The organism is Liquorilactobacillus mali KCTC 3596 = DSM 20444, assembly GCF_000260415.1.
In the GTDB taxonomy this organism is placed as follows: Bacteria; Bacillota; Bacilli; order Lactobacillales; family Lactobacillaceae; genus Liquorilactobacillus; species Liquorilactobacillus mali.
Window position 1 is genome coordinate 11,443 of the sequence record NZ_BACP01000008.1, and the last position, 20,472, is coordinate 31,914.

Annotated in this window: 18 protein-coding genes; 13 read left to right on the forward strand and 5 right to left on the reverse strand. The window is 35.6% G+C overall.

The window, feature by feature from the left end; translation table 11 throughout:
* Positions 1-20: 20 nt before the first annotated feature.
* The 4 genes from bglX (at position 21) to GSM_RS01630 (ending at position 4,158) form a co-directional block, all read left to right on the forward strand.
* Entirely contained in the window at positions 21-2,243 is a 2,223-nt protein-coding gene (gene bglX, locus GSM_RS01615; protein ID WP_003687395.1) for a beta-glucosidase BglX, read from the forward strand.
* A gap of 179 nt (positions 2,244-2,422) precedes the next feature.
* A complete protein-coding gene (locus GSM_RS01620) occupies positions 2,423-3,184 on the forward strand; it encodes a DeoR/GlpR family DNA-binding transcription regulator (protein ID WP_003687398.1) in 762 nt (253 codons plus the stop codon).
* A gap of 189 nt (positions 3,185-3,373) precedes the next feature.
* A complete protein-coding gene (locus tag GSM_RS01625; RefSeq protein ID WP_003687401.1) occupies positions 3,374-3,703 on the forward strand; it encodes an ASCH domain-containing protein in 330 nt (109 codons plus the stop codon).
* 209 nt (positions 3,704-3,912) lie between these two features.
* Complete coding sequence (locus GSM_RS01630; RefSeq protein ID WP_003687404.1) at positions 3,913-4,158, forward strand: endoglucanase; 246 nt, start codon at positions 3,913-3,915, stop codon at positions 4,156-4,158.
* 198 nt (positions 4,159-4,356) lie between these two features.
* On the opposite strand, the gene GSM_RS01635 is transcribed toward GSM_RS01630, so the two are convergent.
* Positions 4,357-4,932, reverse strand: a complete 576-nt coding sequence (locus GSM_RS01635; RefSeq protein ID WP_003687406.1) for a TetR/AcrR family transcriptional regulator — start codon at positions 4,930-4,932, stop codon at positions 4,357-4,359.
* A gap of 135 nt (positions 4,933-5,067) precedes the next feature.
* Here GSM_RS01635 and GSM_RS01640 point away from each other — a divergent pair, with 135 nt between their 5' ends.
* Both GSM_RS01640 and GSM_RS01645 read left to right on the forward strand, forming a co-directional pair.
* Entirely contained in the window at positions 5,068-6,885 is a 1,818-nt protein-coding gene (locus tag GSM_RS01640; protein WP_003687409.1) for a zinc-binding metallopeptidase family protein, read from the forward strand.
* Positions 6,886-7,012: 127 nt separating this feature from the next.
* Complete coding sequence (locus tag GSM_RS01645) at positions 7,013-8,062, forward strand: tagatose 1,6-diphosphate aldolase (RefSeq protein ID WP_003687412.1); 1,050 nt, start codon at positions 7,013-7,015, stop codon at positions 8,060-8,062.
* 249 nt (positions 8,063-8,311) lie between these two features.
* Here GSM_RS01645 and GSM_RS01650 read toward each other — a convergent pair whose 3' ends face one another.
* Positions 8,312-9,679, reverse strand: a complete 1,368-nt coding sequence (locus GSM_RS01650) for an FAD-binding oxidoreductase (RefSeq protein ID WP_003687413.1) — start codon at positions 9,677-9,679, stop codon at positions 8,312-8,314.
* A gap of 295 nt (positions 9,680-9,974) precedes the next feature.
* Between GSM_RS01650 and GSM_RS01655 the strand changes: the two genes are divergently transcribed.
* A complete protein-coding gene (locus GSM_RS01655; RefSeq protein WP_003687415.1) occupies positions 9,975-12,170 on the forward strand; it encodes a dynamin family protein in 2,196 nt (731 codons plus the stop codon).
* 323 nt (positions 12,171-12,493) lie between these two features.
* Here GSM_RS01655 and GSM_RS01660 read toward each other — a convergent pair whose 3' ends face one another.
* From GSM_RS01660 to GSM_RS01670, 3 genes are all read right to left on the reverse strand, one after another.
* Positions 12,494-13,789, reverse strand: coding sequence for an FAD-binding oxidoreductase (locus GSM_RS01660; protein ID WP_003687417.1), 1,296 nt, complete (start codon positions 13,787-13,789; stop codon positions 12,494-12,496).
* Entirely contained in the window at positions 13,767-14,522 is a 756-nt protein-coding gene (locus GSM_RS01665; RefSeq protein WP_152134738.1) for an FAD:protein FMN transferase, read from the reverse strand. The genes GSM_RS01660 and GSM_RS01665 overlap by 23 nt, the downstream gene beginning before the upstream one ends.
* A gap of 72 nt (positions 14,523-14,594) precedes the next feature.
* On the reverse strand, positions 14,595-15,062 hold the full coding sequence (locus GSM_RS01670; protein ID WP_003687420.1) for an FMN-binding protein: 468 nt from the start codon (positions 15,060-15,062) through the stop codon (positions 14,595-14,597).
* Between the two features lie 227 nt (positions 15,063-15,289).
* Between GSM_RS01670 and GSM_RS01675 the strand changes: the two genes are divergently transcribed.
* The 6 genes from GSM_RS01675 (at position 15,290) to GSM_RS01700 (ending at position 20,469) form a co-directional block, all read left to right on the forward strand.
* The gene (locus tag GSM_RS01675) at positions 15,290-15,979 is read left to right on the forward strand and encodes a response regulator transcription factor (protein ID WP_003687422.1); all 690 of its coding nucleotides are present in this window, start codon (positions 15,290-15,292) and stop codon (positions 15,977-15,979) included.
* A gap of 16 nt (positions 15,980-15,995) precedes the next feature.
* Positions 15,996-17,363: a sensor histidine kinase gene (locus tag GSM_RS01680; protein ID WP_003687425.1), complete on the forward strand. Its 1,368-nt coding sequence runs from the start codon at positions 15,996-15,998 to the stop codon at positions 17,361-17,363.
* Between the two features lie 301 nt (positions 17,364-17,664).
* Positions 17,665-18,150 (forward strand): hypothetical protein, encoded by a 486-nt coding sequence (locus GSM_RS01685; RefSeq protein ID WP_003687426.1) that lies wholly within the window; start codon positions 17,665-17,667, stop codon positions 18,148-18,150.
* A 28-nt stretch (positions 18,151-18,178) separates the two neighbouring features.
* Complete coding sequence (locus GSM_RS01690; protein WP_003687427.1) at positions 18,179-19,120, forward strand: glycosyltransferase family 2 protein; 942 nt, start codon at positions 18,179-18,181, stop codon at positions 19,118-19,120.
* Between the two features lie 58 nt (positions 19,121-19,178).
* Positions 19,179-19,841, forward strand: a complete 663-nt coding sequence (locus tag GSM_RS01695; protein ID WP_003687430.1) for a VTT domain-containing protein — start codon at positions 19,179-19,181, stop codon at positions 19,839-19,841.
* Positions 19,828-20,469, forward strand: coding sequence for a phosphatase PAP2 family protein (locus GSM_RS01700; protein WP_010077697.1), 642 nt, complete (start codon positions 19,828-19,830; stop codon positions 20,467-20,469). The genes GSM_RS01695 and GSM_RS01700 overlap by 14 nt, the downstream gene beginning before the upstream one ends.
* The last annotated feature ends 3 nt before the right edge of the window (positions 20,470-20,472 follow it).

A 20,472-nucleotide genomic window follows, 5' to 3' on the forward strand; every position in this document is an offset into this window, starting at 1 on the left:
CAATGGAGGCAGGTAATCGTATGAAGGAAAACGAATTGAGAAGTTTATTGAATGATTTGTCCTTAGAAGAGAAGATAGGACAACTGGTACAATTATCAGGTGAATTTTTTAAAGCAGATGATATTTCGATCGGGCCTCAACAAAAGTTAGGTATTACCCAACGAATTGTTGATTTGACGGGTTCTATTCTAAACGTTGCTGGGGCAAAAGTCACAATGGATATTCAGAAAAGACAGATGGAAAAGCAACCGCATCATATTCCAGTGCTGTTCATGTCAGACGTAATATATGGATACAAAACAATTTATCCTATTCCATTAGGTTTGGGTGCTACATGGAACCCAGAATTAATAAAGAAAGCTTTTAATACCGCTGCGAATGAAGCCGCAGCGGCAGGAAATCATGTTACTTTTGCACCAATGGTAGATGTAGCACACGATGCTCGTTGGGGCAGAGTGTTGGAGTCACCTGGCGAAGATCCATTCCTCAATGCTTCCTTTGCTAAAAATATGGTTGAGGGTTTGCAGGAGGATCTAGTAACTGGAGAAGGGCAGATTGCCTGTGTAAAACACTTTGCGGCCTATGGTGCCGTTGAGGCAGGAAGGGAATATAATACTGTTGATATGTCGCAAAGTAACCTATTTCAGAATTATCTACCACCTTATAAGGCGGCTCTAGATGCTGGAGCAAAAATAGTTATGACGGCATTAAACTCATTAAATGGAGTTCCAGTAACCGCAAATAAAGAAATACTAGTGGATTTGTTAAGAAAAAAATGGGGCTTTGATGGAGTAGTTATCTCAGATTATGCATCAATATATGAACTAATAAAACATGGTTTTGCGAGTGATGAGTTGGATGCTAGCCAAAAAGCATTTGCGGCGACTGTTGATATTGATATGAAGTCTTCTTGTTATGCTAATAATTTAGAGCCATTGCTAAAAAGTGGGAGAATAAGTGAAGAAAAAATCAATAAAGCGACATGGAGAGTTCTCAGTATAAAAAATGAACTTGGTTTGTTTGAAGATCCCTTTAGGGGGATTAGTGTTGAGAAGGAAAAGAAGAGAATTCTCTCTAGGGGTGAACGACTATTAGCTAGGAGGGTTTCTGAAGAGTCAATTGTTATGCTAAAAAACAAAGATAATATTTTGCCATTGAATAGTTCTCTGAAAATAGCATTGATTGGGCCATATAGTGATAGTCAAGAGTTGCTGGGAATGTGGGCCGTTCATGGAAATTCGAAGGATACTGTTAGCATAAAACAAGGATTTGAACAATATGTTGAAAAAGAAAATCTACTTGTCGCAAAAGGTACTGATCTTATCGATGACAGTAAAATATTACGTGAAATGAATTTTCTAAGCGAAGAACAAATAGAGAAGATTGTTTCTTCAGAAAGTGTCAGAAAGAGCAATGAGAAGAAAGCTATAGATGTAGCAACAAAATCTGATATTGTAGTGATGGTTTTAGGTGAGCATACTTTAGAATCAGGTGAAGCGGGATCAAAAACCAATTTACATTTATCTAAGAATCAAAGGCTGTTGCTAAAAAAAATTAGCAAGCTTGGTAAAAAAATTGTTTTGGTAGTAATTAGTGGGAGACCGCTCGTACTCACAGATGTTGAACCTGAAGTAGATGCAATATTAGAAGCATGGTTTCCTGGTACGGAAGGGGGGAACGCAATTGCTAATATAGTTTTTGGTAAAGCTAATCCATCTGGAAGATTGTCAATGAGCTTTCCTTATGATGAAGGGCAAGAACCACTATACTACAATCAGTTAGTTACGGGCAGACCAATAAATAAATCACAACATGTTGGAAGATATGTTTCAAAGTATATTGATAATCCCAATGCGCCTCTTTATCCCTTTGGATATGGACTTTCATATAGTCAAATTGAATATGGTGAAATAGTCCTAGAAAAAAATAAAATTAAGTTAGGAGAAGATTTGAGAGTACAAATTGAGCTTTTCAACAATAGTGCTTATGATTCTTTGGAAACTGTTCAAGTTTACTTGAATGATAAGGTTGCAAGTGTAGTCCAGCCAGAAAAAAAATTAATTGATTTTAAGAAAGTTCATGTTAATGCGAAGTCAAGGGTAACTGTTGATTTTACAATTAAACCAAATAGTTTATCGTTTTTTAATAATAATGGAGAAAGGTTAATAGAGAAGGGAGCATTTACACTGCTTGTTGGCCGTAATTCAGTCGATTTAGCAGAAAAGAATTTTGAAGTTTTCTAGGTAACATAATTCTTTGTGGTGAGTAATAATTTCTAAATTTTTGTCATAGTTATTCATAATTTACATTTTGAGCAGAGTATTCTTATATCAAGCACTTTCTGTAAGTCTTTGTCTTTATATCCTTAATATAGTATAATTAATTTTAGATTTTTAAAAGTTGATAGATTTGAGGAATATTGATGAGTCAAGAAAAAAGAATTGAATTAATTAAGAGATTACTGGATGAGAAGCAGGAACTAACCACAAAGGACATAATGGCTGAATTTGGTGTATCGCAAGATACCGCACGACGTGACATAGTGCTTTTGTCTGAACGAGGCGAAGTAAAGCGGACGCATGGTGGAATTTTACCACTTGATTTTGGAAATAAAGTACCTAACTTTCAAAGCCGTCTTTCAAGATTTACCGAGCAAAAGACCAAGATTGCATTAGAAGCATTGAATTACTTTCATGCACATCGTGTTTATTTTGTTGATGCATCTACAATTTTGTTGAAAACATGTCAGAATTTGAATTTACCGATGACAATCATTACACATTCATTAGATAATTGTATGGCGCTTGCCGAGGAAGGCAAGGTCAATGTTAAAGTTCTGAGCGGAACTTTAGACCACCAAAACCGTTTCTTCCATTCAAGTGCAGCAATTACTGAATTAGAGAATGTTGCGTTGGATACAGCTTTTATTGCTGCATCTGGGATTGATGAACATGGTATCTACTTACTTAATCAAGAAGACGCAGAAATTGTCGGAAAGGCTGTTGAGCGAGCACGCAAGGTCATCTTAGTGGCGGAACATCAGAAATTCATCAATAATTCTTACTATCGGATCTGCTCTCCAGATAAGATTTCAATGTTTATTACTGATCGTGAATTGACTGTCGCAGAACGTGCAATCTTCCCTGAGTCGACAAGAATACAGCTTGCTGGTGAGGTTGATTAGGGTGGCATTAAACGTATCCTGTGCAATAGCTTAGATACAGGACTTGCAAAAATTATGAAAATATAATAGTATTTTAATTATATAGTTAGTATATTTTTAATTCTACTAGCTGAGTAACACTTTGTTTTGCAGAATAATAGTTTTTGTAACTTGTTTCAAGTAGCTAGTGTTTGCAGGAGGTTGATTATAGTGGATATCAGTTTAGGCGATGAATTATTTGATAAGATTTCAAACGGTACTAAGACGGTTGAAGTTTTTCTCAATGACGAGCAAATGAAGCATTTTGGTGTAGGTGACACACTTGCCATCCATCGAAAAAGCGACAACGAAGATGTGATATTGACGAGTGCATGGAGCATTAAGAAATGCCGAACAATGACAGAACTCTACCAACGGTACGCTCCAGAAGCAGTAGGAATGGCGCCCAATGAACTATCTGGGATATATGATTCCGATACCGTAAAAAAGCAAGGATTACTGGCAGTTAAGATGAAAGTTTTAAGGCCAAATTATGAATAGATAAGAATGAATTTGAATAAGTATGAATATGAACGTTTCGCTTTTAGCGATGCGTTTTTTTATTTATTATTTAGGTACCTCTAAAAATGAAAGCTTTATGACAAATTTGGTCTGGCAAGTACAACCGCTACTATTATTATAATGCATGTAGATTACCTTATAATTTAGCACAGAGTAAAGATACCAAAAGTAAGAAAGTTTTAAATAAAATGATGAAGTTCTTTATAACGAAAGAGTATATTGCTGGTGGATATACACTTAGTGGTCGACAACTGTCAAATTATCAGTCCGCTAGCTTTGGTGCACCTATCTTCTATGCTGCCAAGGATTCACAGAAGTATAACAAATTAATTCAAATGGAAAAATATATTTTTATGCAAAAACTCGAAGCAGATAATTATTATCAGTCTGCATTAATAACTTTAGCCAGCGAGAAGTTCTTAAAAAATCAATGATTTGAATTCTTAAAATGAAAAAGTCTGTATTCTAAGATATCTTGGGATGCAGGCTTTTTTGAAATTATTTAATCTGGGAAATGTCAGATTCCAACCTTAAAAATATGTAATCTATGCGCAAAACAACAAAATATCCTATCATCTCATTATTTTTATTTCATACTGATGCATCTTGATTTGCTTGAAGATAGGTATTAGTTACCAAAAGGTGCTATATAGTTTAGTGAAGATATTTGTCATTTCTAGGCAAGATTCTTTTGTTCCATTTGCAATCCAAAGTGTAAAGACATTAAAAAGAGCTCCAGATTGAAGATATACCTGATATTTTTCAGGCTTTGTTGCGGCATGACTATATTTCAGCATCAAGTCATTTAATTGTTTTAGAATTTGATGACTAAGACCTGCATTAATGAGAGTTGCATACAATGTACGATGATTGAAAACTATTTCAAACAGATTAAAGATAAATTGCTTAGGATTATTAGTTTTACCTGAAACCGGATCAACATAGGGTTTCAGCCCTGAGTTGACTTCTTCTATAAAGTTATCGATTAAATCATTCAAGATTTCATCTTTGGAATTGTAGTTATTGTAATATGCAGTCCGAGAGACACCAGCTAATTTAACAATTGAACTGATCGTTATTTTTTCAAAATCTTGTTTTCTTAATAATTCAACTAGCGCTGTAGCAATGGCTTCGCGTGTCAATCGATTGACTTCAGAATTTGATTTATTTTTCATTTTTATTTGAATCTCTGAGAACAAGTTGGACATTACAAAATCTCCTTTTTTGTACAAGTTAGGGTATAACTAGCTTTTTTTAATTGTTGCAGTTTTTCCAATACTTTATACTACAAGTTAACATATGATATTACATTTGTAATGTCTAAAGATATTGGGGGAGAATTTATGAACTTGTTTATTAGTTTAATATTATTAGTATTATCTGGCATGACTTGCTTACTCACGGGTTATCCCATTGCAACAGCTGCTATTTCGCTGTTTGCAAGCTTAATGTTGTGCACGTATATAATGGTGTCAAAGAAAACAAGAAAAAGATTGGTAATATCACTATTTTTAATTTCCGCATTGTTAGATTTAATTTATATTGTTACTTCTTGGGTACCAACTGTTTGGGTACAAGTCATTTTGTATCTCATCATGAGCCTGTACTTTATTTTAAAGATGAAAATAGCATCTTCTGTGGGTAAATATGTCACAAGGGGATTATTAATATTATTAGTTTGTCTGATTAGTGGATTATTATTTATTGATATTTCTAGCAATTCAATTGCTATCACCTTGAATAGCAGCGATAAACTGCCTACTGTACGAATAAAAAAACAAAAATTAGAAAATCAGAAATCATTGCTGGCCGATATGAATACCATGAATAGTTTTGGTAGTCGCTTGACAGGTTCTACGGGACAAAACCAGTTTATTGACTGGCTTGAAAAACAAGCCAGAAAAATGAATTTGGCTGTTCACGAAAATAAGTATAGTTTTTTAAATTGGACAGAAAAAGATAGTTCACTTTATGTTAATAAACAAAAAATCTCAATATCATCTGTGTATCCTTATTCGGGAAAAACAGGTAGTAAAGGAATCAGCAAAGAATTAGTTTACACAGACAATAATAATCTTGATAGAGCTAAAGGAAAAATAGCCGTTATACAAGTGGATAATACAAAAACGATACCTAAGCAGTTAATCATGAATCAACAGAGTTCTTTTCCTAAGGGCACACATATTACTTCCAACGATGGAGATATTACTTTATCGGCTGCTCTAAGAGCCACTAATCTAAAAAAAGCGAGAAAAGCGGGCGTAAAAGGGGTTATTTTAGTTTGGAAAGGTGCATCTGATTCAAAAGTAAAGGAACAATATCAACCTTTTACAACTGATTATGCTGGTGTTCCGGCACTTTGGGTGAATGAAAGCGAAGGTAAAAAGGTAATTAAGGCTGCAAAGGCACATCAAAAGGGGAAAATTACATTAATAGCGACACGTAAAAGGGTAAAAACAAAATCATTTTATGTTACTATACCGGGAAAAAATAAAAAGGAATCCATTATTATTAATACGCATACCGACGGTGTCAATGCAATTGAAGAAAACGGGGCAATCGCATTGCTTGCAATGATGCGCTATCTAAAAGATCAAAAACCTAATAAAACACTTGTTTTTGCATTTGTAACGGGCCATTTTCGCTTACCTGTTTTTAAAGGGACCTCACAAGCAACTTCGACCTGGCTTAAAGATAACCCTCAGGTTTGGGATGGCAAGGGGAAACACCTCAAAGCTGTGGCTGCAATAACCGCAGAACATCTGGGTAGTATGGAGTGGAAAGACAATAAAAATGGAAAGTTCAGCCCAACTGGGAAAATACAAACTGAATATACTTATGTGGGCAATCAAACAATGAACGAAATATGGATGAAAGCAGTAAAAAATAGAAAATTAACTAGAACTGTTACATTAAGAGGACATAATGGTTTTGAATTCGGTGAAAGTCAGCCGCTTTTTAATGAAAAAATACCAGTGATTGGATTGATTCCCATGCCAGACTACTTAACTACAAGCAGCAAGAATTTGGAAATGGATAAGTTTAGCGTTAATTTGATGCATCAACAAATTAGTTCTTTATTAAAAGCAACACTAACTATTGATCAATTAAGTTCAAAGCAGTTAAAGGGGCAAAGCTACTCGTATTTTATCGGCAGATAATCTCTTTATAGAAGCTTATCCTTGAATGCAGTATCAAAGAACTGATAGCCCACTTTACAATAGATAAACAAAAGCGTACCATTCAAAGTGTAATTATTACTGTTTAATTGAAAGGGAGGAATCATTAATGGTAAAGAAAAGAATTTCACGCGGCAAGTTCAATAAGTTACAAAAATTGTCTAATGATCACGGAATTATCGCTGCACTCGCGATCGATCAACGCGGTTCAATGAAGAAGATGATGGAAGCTGCTGCTCAACAAGCTGGGAAGAAATATAATATCGAAATGGTATATGAGTTTAAGGAACTTGTTTCGCAAGTTTTAACCAATCATGTTTCGGGTATTTTACTGGACGAAGAACTAGGATTTAAGGGAATTAAGTCTAAAGCAAAACAAACTGGCTTGATCTTATCCTATGAAAAAACGGGCTACGATGTTAAAACTGTCGGACGTTTTCCTGAGTTATTACCAAATGAAAGTCTACACCGTTTATTAAATAAAGGAGCAGATGCTGCTAAAGTTCTGGTCTACTATAATCCTAATGATAAAGCAGAAATAAATGATGTTAAGCATGCCTTTTTGGAACGTTTGGGTGCTGAGGGCCTAGCGGCTGATATTCCACTTTTTGTGGAAATTGTGACATATGATGATGCAATTCCAGATACAAAAAGTGTTGCTTTTGCTAAAGAAAAGCCGCAACTGGTCATTGATTCAATGCGAGAATTTTCTAAGGAAAAGTATCATATCGACGTCATTAAGACCGAAGTGCCAGTCAACTTTGATTATGTAGAAGGTTACACTGCAGACGGTGTTGCCCCACTCTATACTAAAGAAGAAGCGGCCAAATATTTTGCTTCAGCCAACAAGGCAGTTGATCGACCTTTCATCTACTTGTCTGCGGGTGTCAGTGCTGAGACTTTTCGTAATGAACTGACTTTTGCTGGAGAATCACATACAAAATATAACGGTATCTTAGGCGGACGTGCAACTTGGCTCCAAGGAGTTCAAGTTTATGCACAAAAGGGTAGAGATGGATTGATTGAATGGCTCAACACACAAGGTAAGCAAAATATTACTGAATTGAATGATATTCTGAATGAGGGTGCCACTCCTTGGTATGACTGGTATGGTGGATTAGATAATATTGAAGTCTTCGATAAAGATATTATGAAATAGTCAATGCAGGTAGTGTAGGCCCTTTCTCAGATCAAGTGTGTGATCAATGGTTTTGGACAAATTATCTGTTGGTTAGAGAACTTGATATGGACTAAGAATTTAAAATTAGAATGATACTTATCGCGGCAATAATAACCGAAACTTCAATTAGTGTAAAAAAGTAGATAATTAATCACCACTCGTTCTTGAGAAGTAATTAATTATCTAAACCAAAGCTGTTGTTAATTGTTGAACTATTCTAAAAGCATATTAAATATTTCGACCCTGATTAAATAATTTATCGGGGTCTTCTTTGTCTGCTATAGCCTTAAGCTTAGAGGCTATATATTCGGGCCAAACACGAGCATTTTCTTCACTGCTAAGATCACTTGAGTAAGCACCATACACACCGGTGCCTAATTTTAATAGTGGTTCAAAATTTTTGTTTGCTTGTGCAGCGTCATCCTTAGCAGACCAAAGTGCAATAAAGCCCACAGCATTTCGGCAAGTCCATGCGGTTGTCATGGCATTTATAGTATTTAAAGCTCCTCCAATGTAGCGTAATTCTATTCCCAATGAATTAAAATTATTTAAAATATTGGTTATTTCCTTAGCAATCTGAGGAGTAAATGCTCGTACTAACGTGTTTTTCACATACACAGCTTGTTGACCAGTGTGTGGAGTATGTGGTGCTACTACCATATCTGCATAATTCATAACCTTTTCCTGATGTTTGACCACCCCAGCAAGTTTAGAAGCTTGATTAAACCAAATATGTTCATTTTCATCCTTGATCCCTGCCCATATGTTGGTGGCCTGTACACTGAAGTTACCCACGTGGTGATTTGAATTGGTAATCATTAGTAGACTAGTTAAGTTTTTAGGAGCACTACTGATCCATTCTTGCCAATCATGAATGAAGTCGCTGAGATTGTTTACTGAGTAAGTGACGGTTTGTAAACAAATTGGAGTCTTAATGCTCTTTGTTTTATCGATTAACTTGTCTGCTTTAAATAAGAATTCGGTCACGATCCCTATTTGTGAACCACCGCCACGAATTGCCCAGAATAGTTCAGGATAATGGGTCTTATCAGCCACGATGATTTTTCCAATTGCGGTTACTATCCTAGCACCAATTAAGTGATCAATTGTTAGACCAAAGCGACGCACAAGTAATCCAATTCCGCCATAAACTGTTAGTCCGCCAACACCAGTATCTCCGAAATCCCCACTGGAAATAACTAGGTTGTACGGAGACAATTTTTGTGCCACATCTCCCCAAACAGCACCAGCTTGTATTTTTGCAATTCCCTTATTAGCATCAATTATTTCAACTTTGTTCAGGCTGCTAATGTCTAGTATAATTCCACCGTCATTGACCGAGGTCATTGTGATACCATGTCCACCACTTCTCACAGAAAATGTAATTTTCCAATTTTTCTGTCTTCTAACCTCGCTAACATATTTTATTGTGTCCACTATATTTGTTTCTGTTTTTGCCATAATAATAAGCAAAGGAGTTCCGACACGAAAGTAATTGGAACGGACTTGCTTATAGGTAGGATCACTTGGAAAAATGGCAAGATTTTTTAATGAGTTAGGCAGTTCTGGCCAATTATTATTTTGTTTAATTTCCATATTTTTCTCCTTAATAGATAAAAAAGTGTAAATCCCTAATTGATTAAGATAATCTATCATTTTTTGAGATAGTGATTCATATTTTAGCCATTCATGTGTAGCTTTGCTGCTCCATTTGGTCTTTTATAACCCAAAAGGTTTTTAAATATGATTTTTGAACGTATGTATTATTTAGAATCGGATGAATCGTTCTTGCTCACTACTTTAATTCTAGTACTGCTAAGCCGATGTATCTTATAACAGAATCGCAGTAATGTAGTTTTTTGATTCATATTAATACTTGGGGGATTAAGTTATGAATGGGGAATTTGATTTAAACTACTTTAGAGAAAAAATCTTAAAAATGAATAAACAGGATTTTGCCGACCTGATGGAAATCGATGTGATAACACTTGAGATGTGGGAGGGAGATCCTGATAATCTTACAATGAGAATATATAAGGAGATAGCTGAAAAAACTGATTATACATTGGAACAACTATTTAATTTTAAGGAGCATGTGCCCCTGCCTTGGAAACTAGATAATAAAATCACTGAGAAAAGAGAAAAAGTGTTAAAAAAAGTTCTCGAAAATGAACAATCTTTTGAAGAAGCACTGCTTGAGATTGAACAAAAAGAACTAGAAGAAGGGTTTGAAATCAATGTAGCGGAGGTAAAAGGATATTTTGAAGAATTAAAAAAGATTGGCCCGTTATGCAGTAATAGACTTCGAAAACCGCTAGTAGCTTTTATAGGTGCATCTGATGCGGGGAAAAGTTCACTGATAAATGTCATATTGGGAACAGATTTATTACCGATGGCGTTTCAACCAATGACCGCCGCAATCAATTATGTATATCATGAATTAGACAAACCAGAAAATATTGGCGATGAAAATAATACAGTTGTGGTTAGGACTAACCATGAACAATTGGTAGACATCTCAAATTTGGAGAACATTATTGAAACTGGCGAACACGTTATTGCAATCGGAAGAACAAATCTAATTCGAGAATATGGTCTCAATAAATACAATGAAGAAATAAATGAAGAAAATAATCAGGGACTTACTTATATTTTTACTTTTATAGATGCACCAATATTAACCGGACTTGCGTTCATTGATACTCCTGGAATTAGCGCAAATGAAAAAGACAACCAGACAGCACTCAAGGCCTATCAGTATGCAGATGTTACGATCTATCTATCACAAATGTCCAGTTTTTTACGGGAAGAAGACATGATATTCATTAAACAAATTATTGATTCTTCCTCCAGAGAATTTGACCAAGATGGACGCGTGCCATTTAATAATTTATTATTCGTGGGAAGTCATGCAGATTCTGTTGGAAACAGTGATATAAGTGAGATCTTTAATCGCGCGGTTGCAAGGTTTTTAAATGTTCAAACGAGTACATATTTTGCTAAATTTGGACCGACATATAATCAAGAAACATTTCGTAAACGCTTTTACGCATCTGATATTAAGGATCCACGGCTCTCACAACCGTTCAAGCAAGCATTCATTGCAATGATGGAGAATATTTTGAGTGTCAAAATAAGGCAAAGCAGATTGGTACAAAAAAAGGCGATAGAAGAAATGATTAAGACAGGGAAGAAAATTGAAGAACACCTGACAGCACGCATTAATTTTCCAGCAACGAAGGAAAGCCTTAAAAAGTACAAATTTCAACAAATAGAAGAAGAGTTACTACGATTATCTAATACGAAAAAGGAAGTTTCTATTAGAGATTTTCACAATGCCTACGCGAAGATATTCACTATAAATTCTATTGAAGGACTAATCAAGAAGAAAGAATTCAAGAATAATCAAGAAGATAAGAAAAAGATTTTGTTATTACTACAAAATATGGTAGATGAAAAACTTCAAGCAATATTAAAGGAAAACTCGGATGATTTTTCCAGTAAAATGGATGGCTCAATAAAAAAGTTCAATGATTTTTTTAATTCTGAGAACTTTGACTTTACTAACTTCTTCATCAAATCTTCTACGGATGTGGCAACCAGTCTAGGAATTTATGGGGCATTCTCCATATTATTTGGCAGCTTGGGTAATCTTGGAGGGTATCTTCTCTTTATGCAGACAGCTGGTTTTTTGAGCTCAGTTGGGTTATATGGCGGAACTGTGTCTGGAACAGCGACGGCAATCTCTGCCATTGGGGGGCCACTAACATTGGGACTGGCGTTAATTATATTCTCTGGTCTTGTGGTTTTCAATATTTTTGGCGATGGTTGGATGAGAAAGTATGCCAAGCAGTTGGTCAAACAATTTGAAAAGTTAGGTGTCGAACAAAAATACAGCATGGAGATTATAAGATACTGGGATGATACTGCGAAAATTACGGCTGAGGCAATAAAAAAAGTTGAGGAGGAATATGCGCAGCACCAAAAGGAGACTGCACAAATAATTCAAGCAGAAATACCTTTTTTAAGAGACTTGGTTCAACTAGTGGAGTCTGTTAAAGTAGCTGAAGATGAAAAGATTTTGTGATTTGAATTGCATAGATATTCTAAATGGGACTGGAGCGCAAGTGATATTTTGACTCAGTCTCGTTTATTTTGTCTATTTTTATGAAAAAATACGGATGTTTATTTCCAGAAGCATAAAAAAAGACTAGATCAAAAGTTGAATTTTGACCCAGTTCTTTCATTGATTCCAGATAGATGTGTTCCGTATAACATGCTATGTTTGTAATTTCTTGTTAATACTCAAATTTTACCGATTTATATCCTACCTTCAATTATAATTAAAAATAAGTTATTTGCTTTAAGTTGGACATAAGGCAGCTTCTTACAACATAGGCTATTTGAATATTACCAATTGAATTCTTCTTTAAAAATATTTTTACTACTAACTTTAGTTTTTCCTAGCAATTTCTCCCAGTGATGAATTAGTGGAATAGGACCACTGAGTAAAAACAATGTGTGATTCTGCCAATCATTCGGCAAATGGTTTAAAACAAAGTCATCGGAAAAACGTCCCTGTTGCCAGAAACCAGTGAAGTTAGTATGTTGATTCCACTGGTTTAACTGGTGTTGGTACAACAAATCAGTTTGGTGATGAGCTGAGTAAAACAAATAAATTTTATGAGATAAATTATTGGGAATTAGCGAGAATAAAGGTGTTACTCCAATTCCACCCGTTATTATGACCAAGTTTGAAGTACAATCATGTTCTGCAATAAATGCTTGGTATCGGCCAAAGCCACCAGTGACTTTGGCGGTTACCCCAGCTTTGAGAGTCTTCAGTCTATCGGTAAAATCTCCGTCGGCTCTAATTGTCAGTTTGAATTTTCCATTTTTGTCAGGGAGACTGACCAGAGAAAAAGGATGTGGTTCGCGTAATTTTGATATATGTGGAAAAGATAGGAAAACAAAATCTCCTGCCTGTAAGTTAAGCTGCTGACTTTGACGCCCCCCAAAAGTCAGTTCACGTACACGCGCAGATAAACTGTGATTTTGAATTAATTTAAGTTCCGCTTGTCCCTTGCGGCCGTGCCAGTTAATTTTTGTTTTCAAATAACTAAGAGCTGTTAATAAACTTAAGCCGTCAAACCAGATCATGAAGGATGTAATGGATCTGATATAGTCAATTAATTGGACGTGAATAAAAACTAATATGACGGCTGCCAAAAGTAATTTATGAAGCAGCATGGTAACTTCGTGTTTAAAAACCTTTTCAAGAATTTTTTTGAATTTCGATAGCAAAGAAAAGCGACTGATTAGCCAGCCAGCCAAAAACAGCAGTGAATAACCAATTAATCCGGTTAAGATAATTAGGGCCAGATCGCCTGTTTGTTTGATTAATCCAGCTGAATGGGTTCCAAGCTTATGAAGCCAGGCCAATCCTAAGGCCGCAATTGCAATTATTCCGTGAAGTTGATATATACTGGGTAGACCTACTAGGCGATCCAGCCAGCGCGGTTTCGTGCTCAAATAAACGGCCGCAAGCATCCATGCATATGCAATGACTCCACTGTAAATAGCGAGCATTTCATTAGCCGCCATTCCTTGCAGTCCTGCAGAAATGGTTTGTATAAAGGGTAAAGGTACAACAAAAAAGAAACTTAACCAAAAAAGAACTAATTTATATTGTATTTTTCTCAGCATCTGCAAGCCGCCCTTCTGAAAATGGAATAATAGTCTTTGATGTAATCATTAATCCGGTTAACTGATGTTCAGTTAATAGATTAATGAATTTTTGCTGGCCAGCAGCTAAGGCAGTTGTTGCCCAGATATCTGCCCAGGTCAGACCCTCAGAAATTATAGTAGCTTGAAGGAGAGAATGATCTGTCAAATTAGAAATATGTTGGCCACGCTTGCTAAAACCAGAAGTAGCAGCAGCCCCATTTTTTAATTTGTAAACGGCACTCAAACTATGGAGTTGTTTAGGATTTTCGATTCCAATTTCCCAGTCAAAAGAAGATTCTGGTTGAGTAGCAAATTGCAAATCTCCGCCACCATTCAGTGAAATTCCAGTCACTTGAGGATGACTTGTAAGAAAAGGGGACAACAGATTATTAAAAATTTTCTCAATTGCCCAGCCTTTAACCAAACCTGTCGGATTAAATTCAGATGCATAGTAAGGATCAAAGAAACCGGTAGTAGTTTTAGCCGCCCTTTTGGCTAGATCAAAGACGGTATGAAAGCTTGCATTTTGCATAATCTGTAAATCACCCGCTTGATATTTTTTTAATAATGAATCCTGCTTAAAAGGAGAAAAAATGTGATCAATGACTTGCAATTCTTGCTGCACCTGCGCCATTAGGTAATCAATCCAGTGGTTTGCAGCTGATATCCGTTCTTCACAAACCAATGTTAAAGTGAATGGAATATTCATCATATTAATTACACGATCGTAAAATTGATAATCTTTTTTGATCTCAAGTTAATTACCTCCTATTAATTGTAGTGATTAAGCTTGTCGAGCTTCAACTAAGGCACTTTGCAAAGAGCCAGTAAAGCCCTTCCAGGTTTCGGTTGCTCCTGAAACTTGTTGAATATTTGCTGATTGACTTTTAACTGCTTCTTGTCGGTAAATTGGCAAGACTCGCTGATTAATTTCAACTGAATGTGAATGTGTATTCGGATATTTAAGAACGGTAATTTGAGTAAGTCGATTGTCTGTAATTTTAATTTTCAATTGAACATTTCCCCAGGCGGTTGTGATGCTTTTCCCAACATATTCACCATCTTTATAGTTCTGTTGGTTGCTGGTACTGCTTGATGCAGTCGAGCTAGTCGAGCTTGAGTTACCGTCGGCTGTTGCACTCCGACTTGTTACACTGTTGCTTAGGGGTTTATATAAGACAAAATAGCTGTCTAATATAATAGATATTGCAATTGCCAATGATAGGGAAATAGCTATTATTTTATGATACATATTTACACCTCTACTTCTAAGAAGTTGATCAATTCTTTCTTTAGGTAATATGCCAAATTATGATATAAAACTATCTATAATTCATGAAGATAATCTGAGAAATTCTCAGAAAAGAATGAGCAACAGCTGATATAATAGAATTAGGTAGAAAGATAGAAAATATTTTTATCAAAAATATGATTGATGCAGATTCTGTTAATATCAGAATTTGCTTTGGGGGAAATATAGTGAGTAAAACAATTTTATTAGTAGAAGATGAACTCGGACTGGTTGCTTCTTTAAAAAAAGAATTAGAATTTGAAAATTATCAAGTTTTGACTGCTTCTGATGGCCTAACGGCTTTAACTGTTTTTGATAAGAAACAAAAATCAATCGATTTAATAATCTTAGATTGGATGTTGCCCAAGTTAGATGGGCTAGGTGTGCTTAGACGAATTAGACGCGCTTATGATATCCCAATTATCATGCTAACAGCTCGTGATTATACTGGAGATAAAGTAGCCGGGCTAACAGGCGGAGCAGATGATTATATTACTAAGCCATTCGATATTGAAGAATTGCTTGCTAGGATAACAGCTGTTTTGCGGCGGCCAAGGCAAATAATTGACAAACATCAAGTTTATCAGCTTGATGATCTAATACTTGATACTGGGAAACGCCGCATTACAAGAGACAATCACAGTATTCAGCTAACACAACGAGAGTATCAATTATTAATGGAAATGTTCAAGGATGTTGGTAAAGTCTTTACACGTAATGAATTGTTGGACTTGGTTTGGGGTAGTGATTTTGAGGGAGAGCCTAATATTGTGGATGTTTATATTCGTTATTTACGGAATAAAATTGATGAATTTCCAAATTCAAAAAAACTAATTCATACCGTTAGAGGTGTTGGCTATTCACTAACAGATAATTAATGGGAAGTGACCCTAGATGAAAGCAAAGATTAAAAAAGAGCAAAAAAGCGATTCAATTATGCTGCGCAGTTTTCTATTGCTGATAACGGCAATAATTGTCAGTTTTAGTATTATTACAGTGTTTGCAGTCGGACATCAATTGCTTGAAACTAGCCGAGCAACTTCAGATAATATTATTAAGAGTCTAGAAAGAACTGTGATTGATAGTGATCATGACTGGAAACAATGGCGGTTCAACAGTACTTTGAATACCAGTACAAGTTATGTGCATGTTAGAAATATACGACGTCATGCCAAAACAAGAAATTATTATTCTCCTGATGCCAAGAGCTTGTTGAAGATTAAGCCCCAAAATCTTTTTTTAATTCATGGACTCTATTATCGTCCAAAAATTGGTTTTCTGCTTTATAATACAGGGCATGCCAAGGGAATTAAATATAGTTTGTGGATAAAATTAGATTCACAGGTAGAAATTTTGGAAAGAGTTATTATCATTACTGCAATTGTATTAGTTTTAACGCTATTAACACTACCGCTGTACATTAGACTGATTGCCCAGCGATTAACAGGTCCATTGAGCCAGTTAACTAAAAGTGCTGAAGCGATTTCTGTCAAGAAGATTCAAACAGCTGATAAGTTGCCAATCCCGGAAGCACCAACGGAAGTTAAGCAGTTAGCTACTAGTTTTAACCGGTTGCTGACAAGCTTATATGATAAAACGGAAAAAGAAAAAATTTTTGTTTCGAATGCTGCCCATGAGCTACGAACACCGATTGCTACTATCCAAAGCCATGTTCAATTAATTCAAAGACACGGCCACGACCACCCAGAGATCGTCTACGATTCTTTAGATTACGTATACCAGGAAGCTGCACAAATGACAAAACTAATTGAGGAATTGCTGACGCTCTCACGGACGGATAAAATGACTTTGATTCTTCAGAAATATGATATTAGCCAATCCCTGCAAAAGCTTATCAAGGAGTTAAACTTGCTTTTTCCGCAGCAAATAATTACTCATATTCCAACTAAGATGATTGTAAAAGGGCATCAAAAAAGTATCGAGCAGATTCTAATCATTCTTTTGAATAATGCTAGCAAGTATTCACCTAAAAACTCAGTGATTGAAGTAACACTTGAAAAAAATGACAATAAATTAATTATCAAGGTTGCTGATCATGGAAGAGGAATTACAGAACAAGATAAAAAGCATATTTTTGAAAGATTCTATCGTGCAGATGATATTCGGGGATCAATCACTGGAACCGGGTTGGGGTTGGCAATTGCCCAACAACTAACTCTTTTAAATCACGCCACTTTAAGAGTTGCGAATAATCAAACACAAGGCACTGTTTTTTCTTTAGAATTTAAAATTAGTTTCTGAAATAATTTAATTTTGGCCCTTAGCCTGCTAGTCGTTCAGCTAAGGGCTTTTTAGTTTCTAAAAAAGTCTCATAATCTTCTCAGTAAGCGTTACTTTTAGCGATAAATAAAAGTTGCTAAACTTGAAAATGTCCAAATGAGGGGAGTTAAGAAAGGAGAGATAAGCGCTGTTTTTAATAAAAAAAAATTTTGGTTGGTTAATAACTGGGATTATCTCTTTAATTTTATACATTATTTTACTTCTGCTTGTTTATTCAAAAGCAACATATTTCAAGTCTTTAGACACTAGTTTGCAACAATTTATGCTGACTATGAGATCAAGTGGGCAAAATCAGTTTTATCCCATCGTTTCATTTTTCAGCAACTTTGCAAGCACTTCTGTGTTAATAATTATCATTGCATTTGCTATCTGGCAGTATTTTCAACGAATAGTAAATGCCGTCTGGGTAATATTTGTCCATTTTAGCAGCATGCTGCTGGCACTATTAATTAATTGGATTTCACAAGAACTGCATCTTAATGGATATCCTGCGCTGGTATTAATTAACGAACATGTTCTGGCAACGGTCATCATTATTCTGATTGTCCTAACAATTATTCTCCCAACACTTGTCGATCAAGAAGTTCAGTTATTAACAATCTTGCTAGCTTTTTTGTGGCTGGGAGTGGTGATTACCGCACAGCTGTACGAGGGGAAAAGTTCTTTTACCGGAATGCTGGCAAGCTTGCTAGTAGCGCTCGTTTGGTGGGAAATCATGCGGATAATTTATTTTATCCGTAACTTCTAAATTTGTACATTGAAGAAGGAAATTAAATATGAAGAAATTAACAATTGTTGTACCGGCACTTAATGAAGAAGAAGTACTGAATAATACATTGCAAAGGCTATTAAAGATTGAAAGCAAACTAATTCAAGCTCAAATTCTTGACCATTCGTCTGATATTTTAGTTGTCGATGATGGCTCGGTTGATCAAACATGGAAAATTATCAAGCATTATCATGAAAAAAATAAAGGTATTAAAGGAATTAAATTAAGCAGAAACTTTGGTCACCAGAATGCATTAATTGCCGGGCTTCAAGCAACCGTCATTTCAGCTGATTTGGTAGTAACCATTGATGCGGATTTACAGGATGATCCAGAAACAATTAATGAAATGATTAATTGTTTTGCTGGTGGAGCTGAAATTGTCTATGGCGTCAGAAATGATCGAACCACGGATACTTGGTTCAAGCGTAATTCTGCAGGTCTGTTTTATAAATTATTAAATTTACTTGGAATTAAGTTGATTCCTAATCATGCAGATTTTAGATTGATGTCGCAGCGGGCGGTTAAAACCTTTTTGCAATATAAAGAACGTAATTTGTTTATCCGTGGAATAATTCCATTGCTAGGTTTTAGCACAGCTAAAGTCTACTACAAGAGGACTCCGCGGTTAGCAGGAAAATCAAAATACCCACTCAAGAAAATGTTGGCTTTTGCTTGGAACGGAATTACGTCATTTTCAATCATCCCTGTGAGATTCATCTTGGCACTAGGCATTTTCACTAGTTCCCTGGGAGCCGTAATGTTCTTTTATTCGATTATAACTAAATGGCTGGGGTTAACGGTTCATGGGTGGTCTTCTTTAATGGTTTCCATCTGGATTTTGGGTGGCCTGCAAATGATTAGTCTGGGAATAATTGGTGAATATATTGGGAAGATAATGACCGAAGTAAAGCAGCGTCCACGATATACCATTCAAAGTTATCTAAAATAAGGCAGTTCGATCAAGTAGGCAATGTTTTTAAATAGCAAATAAAGGGGTTTCGTTGTTAATGATAAATTTAAATAGCTTTATAGTCGGCATTGCTGGTCAAGGAAATTGGATAATATATGTCGTATTATTTTTAATAATTTTTTGCGAGACAGGATTGGTAATTATGCCATTCTTGCCCGGTGATTCTTTATTATTTTTGTGCGGGTCAATGGCAGCTTTATCCAATTCATTTTTTAACATCCAAGCGTTGATAATTTTATTATCGGTGGCGGCCATTTTAGGTGACAGTTTGAACTTTGAGGTTGGAAAGTATTTTGGAAGGTCTTTTACGCAACCCAAATGGGCAAAATGGATTAATGCTGCTTATCTGAAAAAAGCAAACAGTTTCTTTAAAAATTATGGTGCCAGTGCAGTTTTTCTAGGTCGCTTCGCTCCCATAATCAGAACCTTGATTCCGTTTACTGCTGGAATTGGTAAAATGCCATATCATAAATTTGCTTTTTTTAATATGTGCGGTGGCATTGTATGGGTTAGTTTTGTTCTTCTAAGTGGCTACTTCTTCGGGAATATTCCACTAGTAAAAAATCATTTTGAGCTATTAATGATAGTAATTATCTTAATTTCGCTATTTCCAATTGTTTTATTTAAATTCAAGAAAAGTCAGCATTCTACTACTCACAGTATGGACTTGAAAAGAAGTGATTTGGATGAGAAAAAATAAATTTTTAACAATAGTTGGTGGAGTAACGGCATTATTGTTTATTTCCCTGACGATTAGTATTAAAACTTCGGCGATTTGGCTGCAGACACTTGATACAGCAGTTCAAAATCTGATAGCACCTGCTGTAAATCCCGTCGCTACGAAGTATATCAGCTTAATTGCCATTCTAGGTAGCCCATTTATTGATATCTGCTGGACAATACTAATTGCTTTTTTATTGTGGCGGAAGGAACGCAACTTGATTAATGCGGGGTGGTTGCTGATTACCCAGTTCAGTGGCTGTGCAGTTGCTTTAATGATAAAGGAACTGGTTCACCGCTCTAGGCCAGCAAACCAAGTTATCAAGAATGGCGGTTTTAGCTTTCCAAGTGGCCATACTTTTGCAACAGCGATTGTTGTTTTAACAGTTCTTTATTTCATTGTTCCTTGGCTGCAAGATCAAGAACTGCAATTCGTTATTTCTTTATTATCAATTGGTTGGGTGATTCTAGTTGGATTTACACGATTATATTTAAGAGCACATTTTTTTAGCGATGTTTGCGGTAGTCTGCTGCTAGCCATTACTTGGTGGGAAGTCATGAAGCTATTTTATTTTAGATTTTGGGAAAAGATGCTTTCAAATGAATAGAGA